This is a genomic window from Opitutia bacterium KCR 482 (assembly GCA_029269845.2).
Taxonomy (GTDB): domain Bacteria; phylum Verrucomicrobiota; class Verrucomicrobiia; order Opitutales; family Intestinicryptomonadaceae; genus Merdousia.
On sequence record CP149973.1, the window covers coordinates 600,887 to 617,613 of the forward strand.

The following is a 16,727-nucleotide window of genomic DNA, read 5'->3' on the forward strand; positions in this document are numbered from 1 at the left end:
CGGCAAAACCAACCCCGCCGAAAAGTCGGATGCGCAAATAAAAAAAGGCGGAATTTAAAATTCCGCCTTTTGCTTTTTTTTGAAGCCGCACGCCCTACTTCGCCTGACCGCAGTCGCCGAATACGCGGGCGACGGCGTTAAGGAAGCCGTACCCGAACTCCTTTGACGGTTCGAGATAGCAACCCTCTGTCCATTCGTTCCACGCGTTGAGCGTTATGAGCTTGGGCATGCCCGCGCGGATGTTTTCGTCCGCCCATTTTTTTGCGATCCGCAAACCGCGCTCGAAGTCGGCGGGATTCGAGCCTACTATCCGTTTCGTGTATTCGGGATAGCGCGGGTTATTGTCCCAGCCTACCGAAACGTGCGGGAAATATTGTCCGTCGGGATAGCGCGCGGCGATTTCCCCGTATTTGGCTGTGCTTAGGTCAACCCACTGCGCGTAGGTTAATTCTGGTTCTGCTTTCGTCTTTTCCGACCACGACTCGCTGACCCAGTTGTATGTCGTAAAAGACTCGAAGCCGAGATACTTCACTACCTCCGCGGGAGTCGCCGACGGATTGCCCGGAATAGCCCTGTCCTTGCCGACGGAATACTCTTTGGCTGGGCAGTTCAGCAATAAATGCACGCCCTTAAATCCCGCTTTGACGGCCGCCGAATCGAGATATTCGAGACCCTGCTTCGCCGTTGCGCAACCGCCCATTCCGCGAATGAGGTTTTTCAAGTCGTACACGGCAAACACGGGCTTTCCCGCAATTTTATAGTAATTGGGTTTCTTGAAATACTCGATGAAGCGCGGAACGAGCTTTTCCACAAATTCGCCGTAGGAAACGTCGGCACTCCATACGATTTTCGACTTTTCCCTGCCTCCGACTTTGTTGTTCCAAAGCTTGTCTACGTCGTGGTTCGCCCACATCAGGTAGAACTTCATGCGCTCGTTGTTGGGGGCTTTAAGGAAGCCGTTGTTGAGCGCGTCTTCGAGGAACGGCCTGCCTCCGTACCAATACCAGTCGTAGATAAATACGTTCACGCCCGCGGCGAGGGCGGCGTCGATTTTCCGCGCCACGGCAATCGGGTCGGCTTCGTTTTCGTAGCCCCAAAGAGGCTCTATCGGCTGTTTGTGTCCCGCGCGCTTCGGTTTTGCCTCGTAGACGTTCTGCCATTCCCCGCAGCCGTGGGCGAATATTCCGAGCTCCCGCCAGCGGGGCGCGGGGTGGTACGCCGGCCAGACGTACGCCGCAATGTCGTAATTTTCGGAGGATTTGCGGCAGGCTGATTCCGAAACGGAACCGCAACCCGACAGCGCGCAAACCGCGGATAACAATATAAGCAATTTTTTCATATGTGTATTTGATTGTTTTTATTTTTCAATAGCCTGACCGCTTCCGCCGAAGACTCTGGCGGTGGCGTTGAGGAAGTCGTAGCCGTTTTTGTCGTCGGGCTCAAGCTGGGTGCCCTCCGTCCATTCGTTCCACGAGTTGATGATTAGCAGCTTGGGCATGCCGTCCTGCGGGTTTTTGTCGAGCCACTTCTTGGTTTCGCGCAGGAAGTGTTCGTAGTCCGTCGGGTTCGAATTTTCGATGACCGTCGTAATCTGCTCTTTCGGGAAGCGCGAGTTGTTGTCCCAGCCGATTGTCACGTTCGGAACGTAGGCTACGCCGTACAGTGGGCGCATTTTGTCGAACATGGCAAGGCTCTCTTCGCCCCAAGTTTTGTACTGCTTGCCCTTTTCGATTTTCGAAAGCGACGGCCAGTTGTAAACCGTGGCGCTGTCGATGCCGAGGTATTTGAACATTTCGGGGAACGTCGATTTTTCCTGTCCGGGGACGGCGATTGGTTTGCGCCATGCCCAAACGGGCGTTACCATGGTTTGGATATGCACGCCCGCAAAGCCGGCTTTCTTCGCCTCCGCGCGGAAGAAGTCGAGCGCCTGTTTTGCCTTCTCCATTCCGCCGACTCCCTTGATAAAGTCGTTCGGCAGATAGAGCGAGAACACGGGCTTGTTGTCGATTTTATAATAGTTGGGCTTCTTGAAGTATTCGATGAAGCGCGGAACGAGCTTTTCCGTAAATTCGTCGTACGAAACCGCCGCGCTCCAAATTTTTTCCCACTTCGCGTCGCCGCCAACTTTGTTGTCCCAAAGTTTGTTGACGTCGTGGTTTGCCCACATCAAAAAGAACTTCATGCGCTCGTTGTTGGGGGCTTTCAGGAAGCCGTTGTTGAGCGCGTCTTCGAGGAACGGACGCCCGCCGTACCAGTACCAGTCGTAGACGAAAACGTTTATGCCCGCCGCGAGCGCGGCGTCGATTTTACGCGCCACGGAAATCGGGTTTGCCTCGCTTTCGTAGCCCCAGAGCGGAGTGAGGGGTTCGCGGTGTCCGTCGAACTTGGTCTTCGCTTCGTAGACGTTCTGCCATTCGCCGTTGCCGTGTTTGAAAATGCCAAGCTCTTTCCAGCGCGACGCGGGGTGGTAGGCGGGCCAAACAATAGCCGCAACGTCGTACTGGTCGGACGCGTCGGACGTGTTTACCGCGATTTCTTCGGTTTCGGGCGCGGAGGCGCAACCCGCCGCGACCGAAGCAAGTGTGAGTAATATTAGCAAGTCTTTCATATAGTATATTGATAGTATTTCTTATTTAGCCTGACCGCTTCCGCCGAAGACTCTGGCGGTGGCGTTGAGGAAGTCGTAGCCGTTTTTGTCGTCGGGTTCGAGCTGGCTGCCCTCGGTCCATTCGTTCCACGAATTGATAATCATCAGCTTGGGCATGCCCGCCTGCGGATTTTTGTCGAGCCACTTTTTGGATTCGCGCAGGAAGTGTTCGTAGTCTTTTGCATTCGTGTTTTCGATGACGGTTGTCGTCTCGTTCTTCGGGAAGCGCGAGTTGTTGTCCCAGCCGATTGTCACGTTCGGAACGAACGGAACGCCGTAATGTTTCGCCATTTTGTCGAACAACGCAAAGCTCTCTTCGCCCCATGTTTTATACTGCTTTCCCTTTTCGACCCTCGAAAGCGACGGCCAGTTGTAAACCGTTACGCTGTCGAATCCGATGTATTTGTACATTTCGGGGAATGTGGATTTTTCCTGACCGGGGACGGCAAGCGGCTTTCTCCAAAGCAGCGACGAGAACGTCTGGAAGTGGATTCCCGCAAAGCCCGCTTTTTTAGCCTCCGCGCGGAAGAAGTCGAGAGCCTGTTTCGCCTTTTCCATTCCGCCCACGCCCGTGATGAATTTGTTGGGAACAAAGAACGAGAATACGGGCTTGTTGTCGATTTTATAATAGTTGGGCTTCTTGAAATATTCGATGAAGCGCGGAACGAGCTTTTCGACAAACTCGTCGTACGAGACTTCGGCAGCCCAAACCTTGTCGTGCTTGCCCTTTTTGCCGATTGTGTTGTCCCAAAGGTGGTCTACGTCGTGGTTTGCCCACATCAGGTAGAACTTCATGCGCCCGTTGTTGGGAGCTTTCAGGAAGCCGTTGTTGAGCGCGTTTTCAAGAAAGGGTCTGCCTTGGTACCAGTACCAGTCGTATATGAAAACATTTATGCCCGCCGCGAGTGCTGCGTCGATTTTACGGGCGACTACAATGGGGTCGTCCTCGCGCTCGTAGCCCCAGAGCGGCGTGAGGGGTTCGCGGTGTCCCTCGAACTTCGTGTGCGCCTCGTAGACGTTCTGCCATTCGCCGTTGCCGTGTTTGAAAATGCCGAGTTCCTGCCAGCGGGGCGCGGGGTGGTAGGCCGGCCAGACTATCGCCGCCACGTCGTAGCCCGACGCCGCAAGCGCGGACGCCGACGCCGCTATCGAAAAGAGCGCTGATATTATTGTTTTTTTCATTCTGTTTCCTTTATTGTTCGATTTTTGTTTGTTGAAAAAATTTTATTGCCGCGAAAGAGCTTTGTAGTAGGCGTCGGCGAGAGCCGCCATGCCCGCGTCGGACGGGTGGCTTGCGACGCCGCTGTGGGCGAATTTTCCCTTTGCGGTCATGCCCTCTTTTTGGGCGATTGCGCAGATGTCCACAATCGTTATTCCGTTTTGCCTGGCGAAGTCTTTGAGCTTGTCGTTGAGCTTGCTTGTCGGATACCAGCCCGTGGTGATTACCATCTTCGCCGCGCCGTCGGGATTGAGATATTTTACGAGCTTTGCGTAGTACTTGATGAAATCGTGTTTCGCCGCCATTTCCCGCGATACGTTGTCTACGAGCGAAATTACAATCCACTTCGGCTTGAAGTCGCGAGCCTGCTTGTAGCGCGGCAGGATTTTGTCGGCGTCGACAAAGTTGCGCTCGAAAAACGCGCCCTTTGCAATGCAAAGCGGTATGTCGGGATTGTCCTTTTTGAGCTTTTCCCAAAGCAGATGGACATAGTCGTTCTCCTTTTTGGACGCAGCCATTCCGCAGTCGGAAAACCAGCCAAGCGCGGGCGCGGGGGCGTGTTTTGTGAGCGAATGCCCCATGCACAGCAGTCCGCCCGATTTCCCGTTCCCCTCGAAATACACAAGTTGAGGCGCTTTCGCCTGAGCCGCGCCCGAAACAGTATTGCCGAACTTCGCCGAAATAGTATCGCCGCCGCTTTCCGCCGCCGTCAACGCGCAGGCGGCAAACAACGCCCCCGCAAACATCGCAAATTTCATACATTTTCCCATAGATAAAAAATCCGGCGCGGCGGAATTGCCCCGCTATGTGTCTTGTTGAAATACATTGGATTTTTTGCGATTGCTTGCAAGCCTTTTTGCCGAAAATTTACGCAAATAGTTCAGTGCATGGCGAAAAATTCACTTAAATATTCTCAATCGCCTCGAACATACTCTGTGGAAAAGTCGATTATGCTTCGCGAAGATTTTGCGCGTTAAAAAAAGCTCGCAAACGGCGGAGTTGCGGCAAGCATGTCTACCATGAACATTACCCCGATGCGCAAAGACAGGACAATCACGGAAGAACAAGCCGAGAAAATTCTCGACACTGGCGAATACGGCTTTCTTTCGCTTATCTCAGACGACGAATATCCGTATGGCGTCCCGATTAACTATGTGAAAGTCGGGCGCGCAATCTACATGCACTGCGCTCCCGAAGGGCGGAAAATCGACTGCGTGAAAAAAAACGCAAACGCTTCGTTTTGCGTCGTGGGGAACGCAACTGTCTGCCCGCGCCAGTTCTCGCTCGACTATTCGAGCGCGATTGCATTCGGTAAAGTTTCGATTTGCGAAGAGTCCGAAAAGCTCGAAGCTCTCAGGGAAATCGCCAAGAGGTTTGCGCCGCAATTCATGAAAGAAGCCGATTTCTACATTTCGAAATCAGCGCCGCGCACGACAATTTTGCGTTTCGACATCGAAGCAGTTTCGGGCAAGGCTAAGCACATAATCGAAAAATAGCGGCGACCTGCAAGCAAGCGCAAATTCCTCGCCGAGCGTCGGCAAATTCGGGGCGCACCTCCTCCGCGTCTCGACGGCAGAATTTAAGTGCAATTCTCCGTACATCTGTCGAAATCAAACGGTAAAAGCCCAGAGCCAAGCAGTCCTCGAAAGACCGCCGCTTCATGCGTTGCGGGAATTTCTAAGCAAAAAAAACGCGCACCCGCGGGTGCGCGTTTTCGGTAAAATGCCGACTATTTCGAAGCTTCTTCAACTGCGACTGCAACCGCAACGGTCGCACCGACCATCGGGTTGTTGCCCATGCCGATAAGACCCATCATTTCGACGTGCGCGGGAACGGAAGACGAGCCCGCGAACTGCGCGTCGCCGTGCATTCTGCCCATGGTGTCGGTCATGCCGTAAGAAGCGGGGCCCGCGCCCATGTTGTCGGGGTGGAGGGTTCTGCCCGTGCCGCCGCCCGAAGCCACGGAGAAGTATTTCTTGCCGTGTTCGATTGCCCACTTTTTGTAGGTGCCCGCTACGGGGTGCTGGAAGCGTGTCGGGTTTGTCGAGTTGCCTGTAATGGAAACGTCGACGCCTTCCTTTATCATGATTGCCACGCCTTCGGAGACGTCGTCCGCGCCATAGACGCGAACCTTCGCCTTGTCGCCCTTCGAGAAAGCCGTTTCCTTCGTGATTTTGAGTTCGCCCGTGTAATAGTCGTACTCTGTTTCGACGTGCGTGAAGCCGTTGATGCGCGAGATGATGTACGCGGCGTCTTTGCCCAAGCCGTTGAGGATAACGCGCAGGGGTTCTTTGCGAACCTTGTTGGCGGTCTTTGCGATGCCGATTGCGCCTTCCGCAGCCGCGAACGATTCGTGGCCTGCGAGGAAGCAGAAGCACTTTGTTTCTTCGCGCAGGAGCATTGCGCCGAGGTTGCCGTGCCCGAGACCTACGTCGCGGCTGTCGGCGACGGAGCCGGGAATGCAGAACGCTTGGAGCCCGATACCGATGTTTTCGGCGGCTTCGGCTGCGTTCTTGCTGCCCTTTTTGAGGGCGATTGCCGCGCCGAGAGTATAAGCCCAAACAGCGTTTTCGAACGCGATGGGCTGAATGCCCTTGACGATGGCGTCAACGTTGATGCCCTTGGAATCGCAAAGAGCCTTGGCTTCTTCGAGACCCGACAAACCGTATTCGGCGCATACTTTGTTGATTTTTTCTATGCGTCTTTCATAACTTTCGAATGTGATAGCCATTGTAAAAACTCCTTATTCTTTGCGGGGGTCGATGGTTTTTGCGGCGTCTTCGAAACGTCCCTTTGTGGAGGTGAATTTCTTGAAAGCTTCGCCTGCGTCCATGCCGTTGCGAATGGCTTCGAGCATTTTTCCGACATGCACGGTCTTGTAGCCGATTACCTCGTTGTTTTCGTCGAGAGCCTGTTCGAGAACGTAGCCTTCGGCGAGTTCGAGGTAGCGCGGCCCCTTGACTTCCGTCGAGAACATCGTGCCGACCTGCGAACGCAGACCCTTGCCCAAGTCTTCGAGACCCGCGCCGATGGGGAGACCGCCTTCCGAGAAAGCCGTCTGGGTGCGTCCGTAGATGATTTGGAGGAAAAGTTCGCGCATGGCGACGTTGATTGCGTCGCAAACGAGGTCGGAATTAACGGCTTCGAGAACGGTTTTGCCAGGGAGGACTTCCGCCGCCATAGCCGCCGAGTGCGTCATGCCCGAGCAGCCGATTGTTTCGACGAGGGCTTCCTTGATTACGCCGTCCTTGACATTGAGCGTGAGCTTGCACGCGCCCTGTTGGGGAGCGCACCAACCGACGCCGTGCGTGAGGCCGCTGATGTCGCTAATTTGCTTGGACTTTACCCATTTGCCTTCTTCCGGAATGGGAGCGGGTCCGTGTTTTGCACCTTTTGCAACGCAGCACATTTGCTGTACTTCGTGCGAGCAGTTGTTATTTGGACAACTCATATTTGTTTCCTGTTATATAATTACGTTGTTTTGCTAAAAAAACTGCGTGGAGATTCGCACACTTTGCGCATATTGTCAACGCATTCATAAAATTTTTTCGCCGCAAAAAAAACGCCAAGCCCGACACGCAAACTTGGACGAAATTGAAAAGCGGCAACGACGTATGCCCTCCGCTTTTCTTCAAAACTTCCGCGAACCACCAAGCCACAAAAAATGCGGACGCATTTTTTCAAAACGGCAATCCGCATACTAATCTAAAAACTCCATGCGCGGCTGTGCGCGGGGGGACAGGCGGAAATTTTCGCGGTAGCGAAAACCGCCTTTTGGGGGCGGCAGCCCCCTCTGCGGCGTGCAGGCTCCAGCCTGCCCCAAGATAAGAGTGGCGCGGCTCGCGCCCCAGATTCACAAGCCCTATCGGGACTTGGGCTATCTCACCCTTCTGGAAGAAAAGACGGAGTGCTTCGCCGCCTTGTTCGGCTTAATATCCGAAGAAACAGTCGCGGAAGCCTTTTCCATGTCGAGCTTCATTTGCGAAAGCTTTGCCGAACGCCCTACGAGCTTCCCGTCCACATAAACCGAAAGCCCCGCGCCTTTGCCGTAGCGCGTACCGAAGCGGTCGTACACAACTTCGAGCTTGCGCCCCTTGACGGAAACGTTGCCGAGGTAGAAGTAGTCCCACGAATCGGGAACGAGCGGGTTGATTTCGACGGTAGAATCAAGATTCGGGCGAACCCCGACAAGCTCGGAAATAACGTGGTTGCAGAACTGCGAGTGGTTGTAGTCTTTGCCGCGCTCGCGCCCGCCCTTGCGCTTCGACCACGTGCCGTTCTCCCATTTTTCGAGGCGCGTGCGGGAAATCCAGTCGCCCGTGTAGGGGTTGATGTTTTCGTCAATCCACATCACGCGCCTGCCGTCGGGGAGAACCCTGTGGTGCGACATCGCGTATGTTTGGAGGGTGTCGAAGTACAGACCCTTGTCGGCGTAGGCGTTCTGCCCATTCGCGTTGATGAAGTTCGCGAGAGCGTTGAGGGTCGTGGAAGTCGCAAAAGGCCACGACGGACCGTTCCAGAGGCACTCGTGCCCCTCGTAGGCGACGGCGAATTTCGGGTGGCTCTGCTCGGCGGTCGTCGGCCCGTAGGGGGCTTTGAACGCGGAGGCGTCGGAGAGGAATCTCCACGCGTCGGAGCGGCTCTTCGGCGGAATGTTGTACACCCACGGGGTGTAGCCGTGAAGCTCGCGGACGTCGGAAAATTCGGCCGAGCCGAGGGGAATCACCTTGAAGAATCGGGCGGATTCGTCCCAAAGGGCGGTGTTGATTTTGTCTTTGAGAGCCGCCGCCTTTTCGGCGTAGAGCTTGGCGGCGGAGCCGTCGTCCAAAATGCCAGCAATTTCCGACAGCGCGCGGTATTCGCCGTACATGTGCGCGTTTATCGTCGCCCTGTACCCCAAGAATTTCGGGTGGAGCGAACCGGAAATAGAGTACTCCATGCCGTCGCGGCTGTCCCTTTGCCAGAAAAGTCCGCGCTCGGCGTCGTAGTGTGATTTTTCCCACTCGGCGGCGTTTTCGCGCATTTTGCCGAAAAGCTCGGAAAGAATCGCCTTGTCGCCCGAAACCTTGTACAATTCGAGAACCGAATGCGCCACGGGGAATGTGTATTTGCGGATGTTGTTGCCGCAGTTAAACCAGTAGCGGGCGTAGGCTTCGAGGTACTTTTTGTCGGCAAGCCAGCGACCCTCCGCGAAGTGGTGCGCGCCGGGGCACGAAATCGCGTTGTAAAGCCCCGACCACGGAACTTTCGGGAGGAACTCGGTAATGACGTAGCCGTCGGGCGTCTGCTTGACGTGCTTTCGGAACGTCCACCAGCGGAAATAATAAACGCGCTCAAGCTCGGCGTCGGGACACTCGAACACGGGCGCGTTTTCCGAAAGGAACTTTGCCGCCTGCGAGTTCGGGTAGAGATTCTGAACAAGCTCCTCGTCGGCGGCGTTGAACTGCGCCGTATATTTTTCGAACTTGGACGTGTCGGGAGTTTCCGCCGATACGACATGCGCGGCGATTGCCGCCGCGCACACTGCAAAAAACGTTTTTGCCTTTCCCATGATTTTAGAAACCGAGGTCTTCGCCTTCGTGGATTGCAAGACCGATGCGTTCGAGGTGCTTCGTTCTTCCGTTGTACCAGAGAAGCCAATTCTTGCCGTCGAAGACCGCGTAAGGCTTGTAAGTTGCGTCGGCGTCCCAGCTGTCGGGCGACGGCTGGATTATCGGGTTGCCCGAATAGCGTTCCCAGTTGTGGATACCGTCTTTGGAGCGCGCCATGCAGATTCGCGCGGTGTGGATATCCTCAAAGCCGATGTAGAACATGAGGTAGTCGTTGGCGCGTTTGATGACTTGGCACGCAGTCACCCTGTCCTTTTCCCACTTCATGCCTTTGTTTGGAACCATGACGGGGTTGCCCTTGTATTTTTCCCAGTTGACGCCGTCCTTGCTCGTGGCGTAGCCGATTTCATTGGGTTCGTAGGTTTCGCCGCCCGAATACCACATTTTGAAAATCTTTTCGGACTCGTCCCAAATTACATGCGGGCACATGATTGATTCGCCCTCCCAGTGTTCGGTGGGCTCCATGACGGGATTTTGCTGGCGGACGAAGTTCCTGCCGTCGGTGCTCGTGGCGTAGCCTATGCGCGAGCGGATTCCCTTGTAGCCCTTGACGGGGCGAACCTGGCCCGTGTACCACATGTGGTATACGCCGTCCTTTACGACAACGCAGGGGCGGTTGAGCCTGTACTGCCAGCCCTCGTCCTGAAACGGCAGGACGATTACGGGCGCCGACCACGTTTTGCCGTCCTTGCTGTAATGTACCGCGATTGATTTTTGCGGACGCCACGACGAGAACATTTCGAAGCCCTTGTTTGTTTTGACTACGGCGATGTCGAAAATCGTGCCCAAGTCTCCGCCGCCCAAAAGCGGCTCTTTTCCGTATTTTTTCCATTCGCCGCCGAAGACGGCAGCCGACGCCGCGACAAACGCGGCGAGCGCAAACAGTTTCCCTTTCATTTTAACTCCCATTTTTAAGTGATTGTATGTATGTGTTGTAAAAATTTAATTGAATCCGAATCAGCGGCGTTTGGCAAGCTCAAAAAACACGGTCGCGCCGTTCGCGAGCTTTGCGGTGTCGATGTCTATTTTCAAAACGCCGTTTTCCGCGGCGACGGGCAGTTTTTCCAGCCGTTCGCCCGACAGCGCAAGCGCGTAGAGGTCGAAGTTTTCGGCGTCCGCAATTTCAAGCTCGGCGGAAAGGCGGCAGACCCGCAGGCGAACTGGCTGTTTGCCGCCGCTTCTGAGGGCGCGTTTTTTTGCGGTGATTTTGAAGCCCGTCGAAATGTTGTCGGTGTTGAGCACAAGCACGACGCTCGAACTTTCCGAAAGCTTTTTGCCGTCCATGGAGCACGCCGCGACCGCGCAAGGAACGTCGACCGACTTCACCGTAAGCGCGCCGAGCTTCACGGGCGTCTTTATTCCGCGCGAGGCTACCGCCTCGGTTTTCGGGGTCGAGACCTTCACGAAGCCCTCGTACATGCTCATGAAAATTTCGCCCGTGTCGGACTGGAAAATTCCCTTTTCGGGGTTCGAGCGGTTGTATTTCGGCAGCACGCCGCGCTCGCGCAGGTCGGCGGCGAACGCCGACACGTCCTCTGGCAGATTTTCGGGCGTGTAGACCGCGTCCGCCGAAACCTTTGCGGGCGAAACCGCCGTGCCGTCGGGATTTTTCAGGCTTCCCGCCGACACGCGCTCCGCTTCGGGGAAGGAAATTCCGAAGCCCGTCATGAAAGAGGCTTTTTCCTTTTCGAAGCGCGTTCCCACGCTCGCCGACGAAATCGCGCCCGTGTACCGGAACTCTACGCGCTTTTTTGCGGGCGACACGTCGCCCCTGAAAAACATGCAGTAGTTCAGAAATTCGTTCGCCCTGAAAACGGGGGAATTGAAGACGCTGAAATTTCCAAGCTCGTAGCGGAATTTGTCGCCCATGGCGACGTCGTGGATTGTGAGGTTGTCGTAGTCCTGAAACGCCGCGTACGCCGAGAAAAACACGCCGGCCTCGTACTTGTGCACGTTCCAGTGCCGCTGCGAAAATTCGGAGACCATGAACGGCATGCCCCAAACGCGCTTGCCGACGGTGTACAAAAACCATCTGCCGTCCTCGTCGGCAATGGGGTCGGAAAGCCACGCGGGCTTTTTGTCGGGCTTGAAGTCCGTATGCGCGGTGGACGAATAGGTGTTGACGCCCATGTATTCGCCCCACTCGTAGCCCGCAAGGGTGATGTCGGGCTGCGACGTAAAATTGTACTGGTGCATGGGCGCGTTGAATTTCAGCTCGTCGCGCAGGAATTTTCTGCAAAATTCGGCGAGGTTGCGCGAGCGTTCGACGAAGATTTCGGAGAAGTCCTCCGCGCCCATTTTGAAGTGCTTTGCGTCGGAAAGCAGCTTCACTTCCGAGAACGACGCAAACGGCGTTTCGGGCTTCCACACCTCGTTGAGAGCGTCGATTGTCCCGTACTTTTCCCTGAGTCTTGCGCGGACGAACTTTTCGGCGTATTTGCGCGTCGCCTTAGACATGCCCTGCAAGGGCGAGAATGTGGCAATCATGTCAAGCTCGTTGAAGCACTCGACGGTCGCAATCGACGCGTCTTCGAGCCACGTTTTGCCCGTGTAGGGGTTGACGTGTTCGAGCATTGCGCGGACGGATTTTTTCCAGTTTTCGCGCACGGTTTCGTCGCCCAAAAGGAAGCGCACTTTTACGTCGAACCTGTCGCCCCACAGCACGTCCTTTTCGCCGAAGAGGTGGCTCGAAAGCATTATGTGCGAATACACGCCCTCGCGGGCGCAGGCGTAGAGAAAATAGTCGTACTTGTCCTGAACTTCGGGGGTGTAGGCAAAGTCGCCCGCCAAATCGGCGTTGAGGTCGGGACTGAGACGCCAGCGAATCAGGTTGTAGCCCTGCGCGCGCACGCGCGAAATTATTTTGTCCATCTGCTCCTTCGAATTGAGCATTCGGGCGAAGTCCTGCGCGGGACGCCAGTTTGTGCCCTTGAATTTTACGCGGACTCCGCGCCTGTTTTCGAACTCGAAATACCCGTCTTTCGACACCGCCACGCGCCCGTATTTGCCCGCGGGCTTTTCGCCCATCTGCGCGGAAACGTCGAGAACCGTTCCGCTTTCGACCAAAAGCTTTTTCGAATTTATGGGCTTCCAGAGGGCGTCGGGAAATTCGACGTACTTTTCGGTATCGACGAGCTTCGACGAGAACGTCGCTCCGTACACGCGTATTCCGCCGCCGCCGTACGGCTCGAACTCCAACGCGGCGGGAACGACGTCTTTCTTCCACGATTCGGGGACGACCACCGAGCACAAAAACATCTTTCCGCCGCCGCCGACTTTCCTGCAAGACTCGAAGCCGTCGCCGCCCGCGACGCCGATGTTTACGCCGATTTTCAAAAGCCGGCTCTTGATGCCCGCGCCGTCCGAGCCTGCTATGCGCACGCGCATTCCGCCGCCCGACTGCGTTCCCGCGCCGCACAAAATGTAGAGATTGGAGGTTTTTACGCGCGGAAAATTCGGCAGCTTGTAGCTGTATTTTTTGTCCGACTCCATTTTTACGCCGTCGCCGACCTTGAACGGAAGCGAGCAAATTTCCGTATCGGCCGCGTTTTCCCCGCCGACTTCGGGCACTTTATAGTTAAACTGCGCCGCATTGCACGCGAACGCAAAGATCACCCCGAACAAACATAGTAATAATCTCATAACTAAATACTATTTGCGGCGGAAACCAAGTCAACATCAAAGCGGAAACCCGACGCGCAAAAAAATCCGCGCCCCTTTCGGGAGCGCGGATTGCCGCGGAAAAATTCGGCGGGTTATTTAAGCAGACCCATGCGGCGAAGCTCGCGGTGGGCGATGTCGCGGCGGTAGAACGCGCCGTCGAACGACGTTTTTTTGCAGAGCGCGTAGGCGTCTTCGAGGGCGTCGGGAAGCGTCGCGCCCGTGCCCACCATGCCGAGAACGCGTCCGCCCGCGGTGAGGATTTTCCCGTCAACGGCTTTCGTTCCCGCGTGGATTATCCACGCGCCGTCGGGAATTTCGGAGTCGGGCGGGAACGAGATTTCGTCGCCCTTGCGGTATTTTCCGGGGTAGCCCGCCGCGCAGACTACGACTATCGCGGCGTATCCGCCGGAAATTTCGACTTTCGATTCGTCGAGGCGTCCGTTTGCGATGTCGTCCAGAACTTCAAGCACGTCGCTTTTTACAAGCGGCATAAGAACTTGGCATTCGGGGTCTCCGAAGCGCACGTTGAACTCAACAACCCTCGCGCCCGCGGCGGTTATCATGATGCCCACATAAAGCGTTCCGCGGTAGTCTATGCCCTCGGACTTCAAGCCCGCGAGCGTGGGGGCTATGATGTTTTTGCGGACGTCGTCAAGCACCTCTTTTGTGGCGACTGCGGCGGGCGCGTACGCCCCCATTCCGCCCGTGTTCAGACCCGTGTCGCCCTCGCCCACGCGCTTGTGGTCCTGACTTGCGGGAAGCATTACGTATTTGTCGCCGCAAACCATGAGCATAATGCTCGCCTCTTCGCCGACCATCTTTTCCTCCACGACGATTTCCCTGCCGCTATCGCCGAACGCGCCGCCTTCGAGCATTTCGCGCGCGGCGGCAACAGCCTCCGCCTTCGTTTCGGGAATCACAACGCCCTTGCCCGCCGCAAGTCCGCTCGCCTTAATCACGACGTCGAACGGCGCGGATTCTATGTATTCGACAGCCTTTGCGATGTCGGTAAAGCTTTCGCCCGCGGCGGTAGGCACGCCGTACTTTTTCATGAATGCCTTGGAAAACGCCTTGCTCGATTCGAGCGTCGCGCCGTCCTTGTTCGGCCCGTAGGCCGCTATGCCCTCGGCGCGGAGCCTGTCCGCCAAGCCCATCGAAAGGGGAACTTCGGGGCCGCTTATGACGAGGTCGAAGCCGCCGCTTTTTGCGAGCGACACTATGCCCTCGACGTCGTCAGCGGCGACGCTTGCGACTTCGCAGTCGCGCGAGATTCCGCCGTTTGCTGGCGCGCACACGAGCTTTTCCAAGCGCGGAGACTTCTTCACCGCCTTCACGATTGCATGTTCCCTGCCGCCGCTTCCGACGACAAGCACTTTCAGTTTTTTAGATTCTTCCATAAATTCAGATTGCCTTTCTGTAAAGCGACAGCGCAAACGCGAGCATCGCAATCACGGGAATCGCCGCCGCCCAGAACGGCGGCAGAAATCCGCGTCCGCCCATTGCCGCAAGCACGCTGTCTATGACGAAAAACAGGAAAAACAGGCCGACGGTTTTCGAGACCCCTACCATCGGGTTCGTGCGGACGCCCGCAACCGAAAACGGAATCGCAATCGCCACCACGATTATGCACGCAAACGCGCTCGCCCAAATGGAGTACCAGCGCACCAAATACGGCTGGACTTCGAACGCGGAGCGGTCGCCGAGGGCGTCGATTAGCGTCTTGGTCTCGACAAGCGAAAGGTCCTTCGGACGCCTCATCGAAAGAATCATGATGTTTGGAAGCTCCGTAAAATCGCGGTAGTATTTTTTGTCGAAGCCGACGGCGCGGGTCGCCCTGTGCGTCTGGGGGTCGTAGCTAATCTCCTGTCCGTCGGTGAAGAACCAACATTTGTCTACGTCGTCGTAGACGCCCTCGCGCGCCATCACCCGCGAGACCTCCCTGCCCTTGCCGTCGAGCACCGACACGCGCACGCCGTTCGCCCTGCTCGCCGCGCGGCTGAACGAATTTGTAAACCACAGGCGGCCGTCCTTGCGGTTGTTGAAGCACATGTTGGAGATTTTCCCGACCTCCGAAATGCTCATGCTCTTCATCTCCTTTTCGAAGCGCGCGTTGTCGTAGATGGTGCGCGAGCTCTCCTTGCAGTACGGAATGAAAGACGCGTTCAGCCAAAGCAAAAGCCCCGCAAGAACCACCCCCGCAAACCACAGCGACCGCGTGATTCTAAACACGTTCATGCCAGCCGAACGCATCGCGACAATCTCGTTGTTGCGGTGGAGCGAACCCAACACATACACAAGCGAAAGCAAAAGGCTTATCGGCAGAATCACGGGAACGAGAGTCGGCGCAAGAAATGCGTAGTAGAGCGCGATTTCGCGCGTGCCCGCGCCCCAGTTTATCAGCGCGCCGAGATTGTTGTACATGTCGTGCAACACCAGAATTCCCAAGGTCACCCCGATTGCGATTGCAAAAACTTTCAACCACTCGCAAAAAATATATCTGTCCAACAATTTCGGCATAATAAAAAAGTATTGAACCCATTATCGAAAAGCCGAGCCGAATATCAAATAAAAATTCGCAAAAGCCCTTTCGGCGGAAAAATCCGACGCCCGACAACAAAAAAATCCCGCCCGCGCAAAACGCGCCGAACGGGATTTTCCGCATGCGGAAACGGATTTTAGTTTTCGCGCAGGTACTTTATGCTCTCGCGCATGGTCTCCGTGGGGTTGTCCATCACGCATTCATTCTCGATGACGAAGTAGCCGTCGTAGCCCAAATCGTCGAGGGTTTTCAAGCACTTTTTGAGGTCGAGACAGCCCTTGCCGAGCGGCGCGTCGGTTTTTAGATTCAGAACGCCGAACTGCGCGGGGTCTTTGAAGTGGATTGCCGCAAGCCTGCCGTGCAAGGCCTTGTAGCCCGAGGGAGTGTCCAAGCCCGACCGCGTCCAGTGCCCGTTGTCGGCGCAGGCGTACATGTTGGGCTTGTCCTTAATCAGCTCCCAAAGCATTTCTGGATTCCAATAAACATAGTCGGGCGCGCAACCCTTCTGGTGGTTGTGGATTGCGACCTTTACGCCGTACCTGCCAGCCGCCTCGTTCCACATGTCGATTTTTTCGGGCTTGCCCTCCCAAGTGAAAACGGGAATGCCAAGCTCTTTACATAAGGCGAGATACTTGTCGGGAGTGTTGTTTTTCTTCGACAAATCCCAAATGCCGTAGGAGACGAATTCGATTTTGTTGTCGGCAAAAAGCTTTTTGACGAACGCCTTTTGCTCGGCAGTCATGTCGGGCGAAAACTTTGCGCCGCCGAAACGCGCCGCGATTTTCTGCGAACCCGAACATACCACACCGTCCGCGCCAAGCTCTTTCGCCTCTTTGACAGTCTCTTCGAGAGTCTTCACTTTCGAATAAACATAGCCGTGCAGGGCAATCTTGCGGTGCTTCTGCGACCGGGTTTTAGACGCGTCCGTCCCCGCGCAACCGCAAAGCAACGCGAAAGCAGACAAACATATAATAAGTTTCTTAATCATTTTCTATTTTATACAATTAAACTGTTTCTTTCAAAAAAATCAAATAACCGACAAAGACGATT

At 55.6% G+C, this 16,727-nt stretch carries 13 protein-coding genes; 1 reads left to right on the forward strand and 12 read right to left on the reverse strand.

The genetic code is table 11. The features are described 5' to 3' along the window. Positions 1-94 precede the first annotated feature (94 nt). Genes P3B99_002485 through P3B99_002500 form a run of 4 tightly spaced genes read right to left on the reverse strand, consistent with a single transcriptional unit; the run spans position 95 to position 4,624 of the window. On the reverse strand, positions 95-1,339 hold the full coding sequence (locus P3B99_002485; protein ID WYJ07993.1) for a glycoside hydrolase family 99-like domain-containing protein: 1,245 nt from the start codon (positions 1,337-1,339) through the stop codon (positions 95-97). An 18-nt stretch (positions 1,340-1,357) separates the two neighbouring features. Further along, complete coding sequence (locus P3B99_002490) at positions 1,358-2,608, reverse strand: glycoside hydrolase family 99-like domain-containing protein (protein ID WYJ07994.1); 1,251 nt, start codon at positions 2,606-2,608, stop codon at positions 1,358-1,360. A gap of 21 nt (positions 2,609-2,629) precedes the next feature. Then, positions 2,630-3,829, reverse strand: coding sequence for a glycoside hydrolase family 99-like domain-containing protein (locus P3B99_002495; protein WYJ07995.1), 1,200 nt, complete (start codon positions 3,827-3,829; stop codon positions 2,630-2,632). A gap of 42 nt (positions 3,830-3,871) precedes the next feature. Further along, positions 3,872-4,624, reverse strand: a complete 753-nt coding sequence (locus P3B99_002500; GenBank protein ID WYJ07996.1) for an SGNH/GDSL hydrolase family protein — start codon at positions 4,622-4,624, stop codon at positions 3,872-3,874. A gap of 252 nt (positions 4,625-4,876) precedes the next feature. On the opposite strand from P3B99_002500, the gene P3B99_002505 reads away from it, so the two are divergent. Continuing rightward, a complete protein-coding gene (locus tag P3B99_002505) occupies positions 4,877-5,362 on the forward strand; it encodes a pyridoxamine 5'-phosphate oxidase family protein (protein ID WYJ07997.1) in 486 nt (161 codons plus the stop codon). Positions 5,363-5,595: 233 nt separating this feature from the next. On the opposite strand, the gene P3B99_002510 is transcribed toward P3B99_002505, so the two are convergent. The 8 genes from P3B99_002510 to P3B99_002545 form a co-directional block, all read right to left on the reverse strand. Beyond that, positions 5,596-6,597, reverse strand: coding sequence for a GGGtGRT protein (locus tag P3B99_002510; protein WYJ07998.1), 1,002 nt, complete (start codon positions 6,595-6,597; stop codon positions 5,596-5,598). Between the two features lie 12 nt (positions 6,598-6,609). After that, positions 6,610-7,317, reverse strand: coding sequence for a hypothetical protein (locus P3B99_002515; protein ID WYJ07999.1), 708 nt, complete (start codon positions 7,315-7,317; stop codon positions 6,610-6,612). Positions 7,318-7,743: 426 nt separating this feature from the next. Further along, positions 7,744-9,417, reverse strand: coding sequence for a glycosyl hydrolase family 65 protein (locus P3B99_002520; GenBank protein ID WYJ08000.1), 1,674 nt, complete (start codon positions 9,415-9,417; stop codon positions 7,744-7,746). Positions 9,418-9,421: 4 nt separating this feature from the next. Continuing rightward, positions 9,422-10,372, reverse strand: a complete 951-nt coding sequence (locus tag P3B99_002525) for a hypothetical protein (protein WYJ08001.1) — start codon at positions 10,370-10,372, stop codon at positions 9,422-9,424. A 60-nt stretch (positions 10,373-10,432) separates the two neighbouring features. Beyond that, positions 10,433-13,117: a hypothetical protein gene (locus tag P3B99_002530; protein ID WYJ08002.1), complete on the reverse strand. Its 2,685-nt coding sequence runs from the start codon at positions 13,115-13,117 to the stop codon at positions 10,433-10,435. 113 nt (positions 13,118-13,230) lie between these two features. Continuing rightward, positions 13,231-14,535, reverse strand: a complete 1,305-nt coding sequence (purD, locus tag P3B99_002535; protein ID WYJ08003.1) for a phosphoribosylamine--glycine ligase — start codon at positions 14,533-14,535, stop codon at positions 13,231-13,233. A 4-nt stretch (positions 14,536-14,539) separates the two neighbouring features. Continuing rightward, a complete protein-coding gene (locus P3B99_002540) occupies positions 14,540-15,655 on the reverse strand; it encodes an LptF/LptG family permease (protein WYJ08004.1) in 1,116 nt (371 codons plus the stop codon). Positions 15,656-15,813: 158 nt separating this feature from the next. Beyond that, positions 15,814-16,665 carry a sugar phosphate isomerase/epimerase family protein gene (locus P3B99_002545; protein ID WYJ08005.1) on the reverse strand — a complete coding sequence of 284 codons (852 nt, stop codon included), beginning with the start codon at positions 16,663-16,665 and terminating at the stop codon, positions 15,814-15,816. Positions 16,666-16,727: the final 62 nt, after the last annotated feature.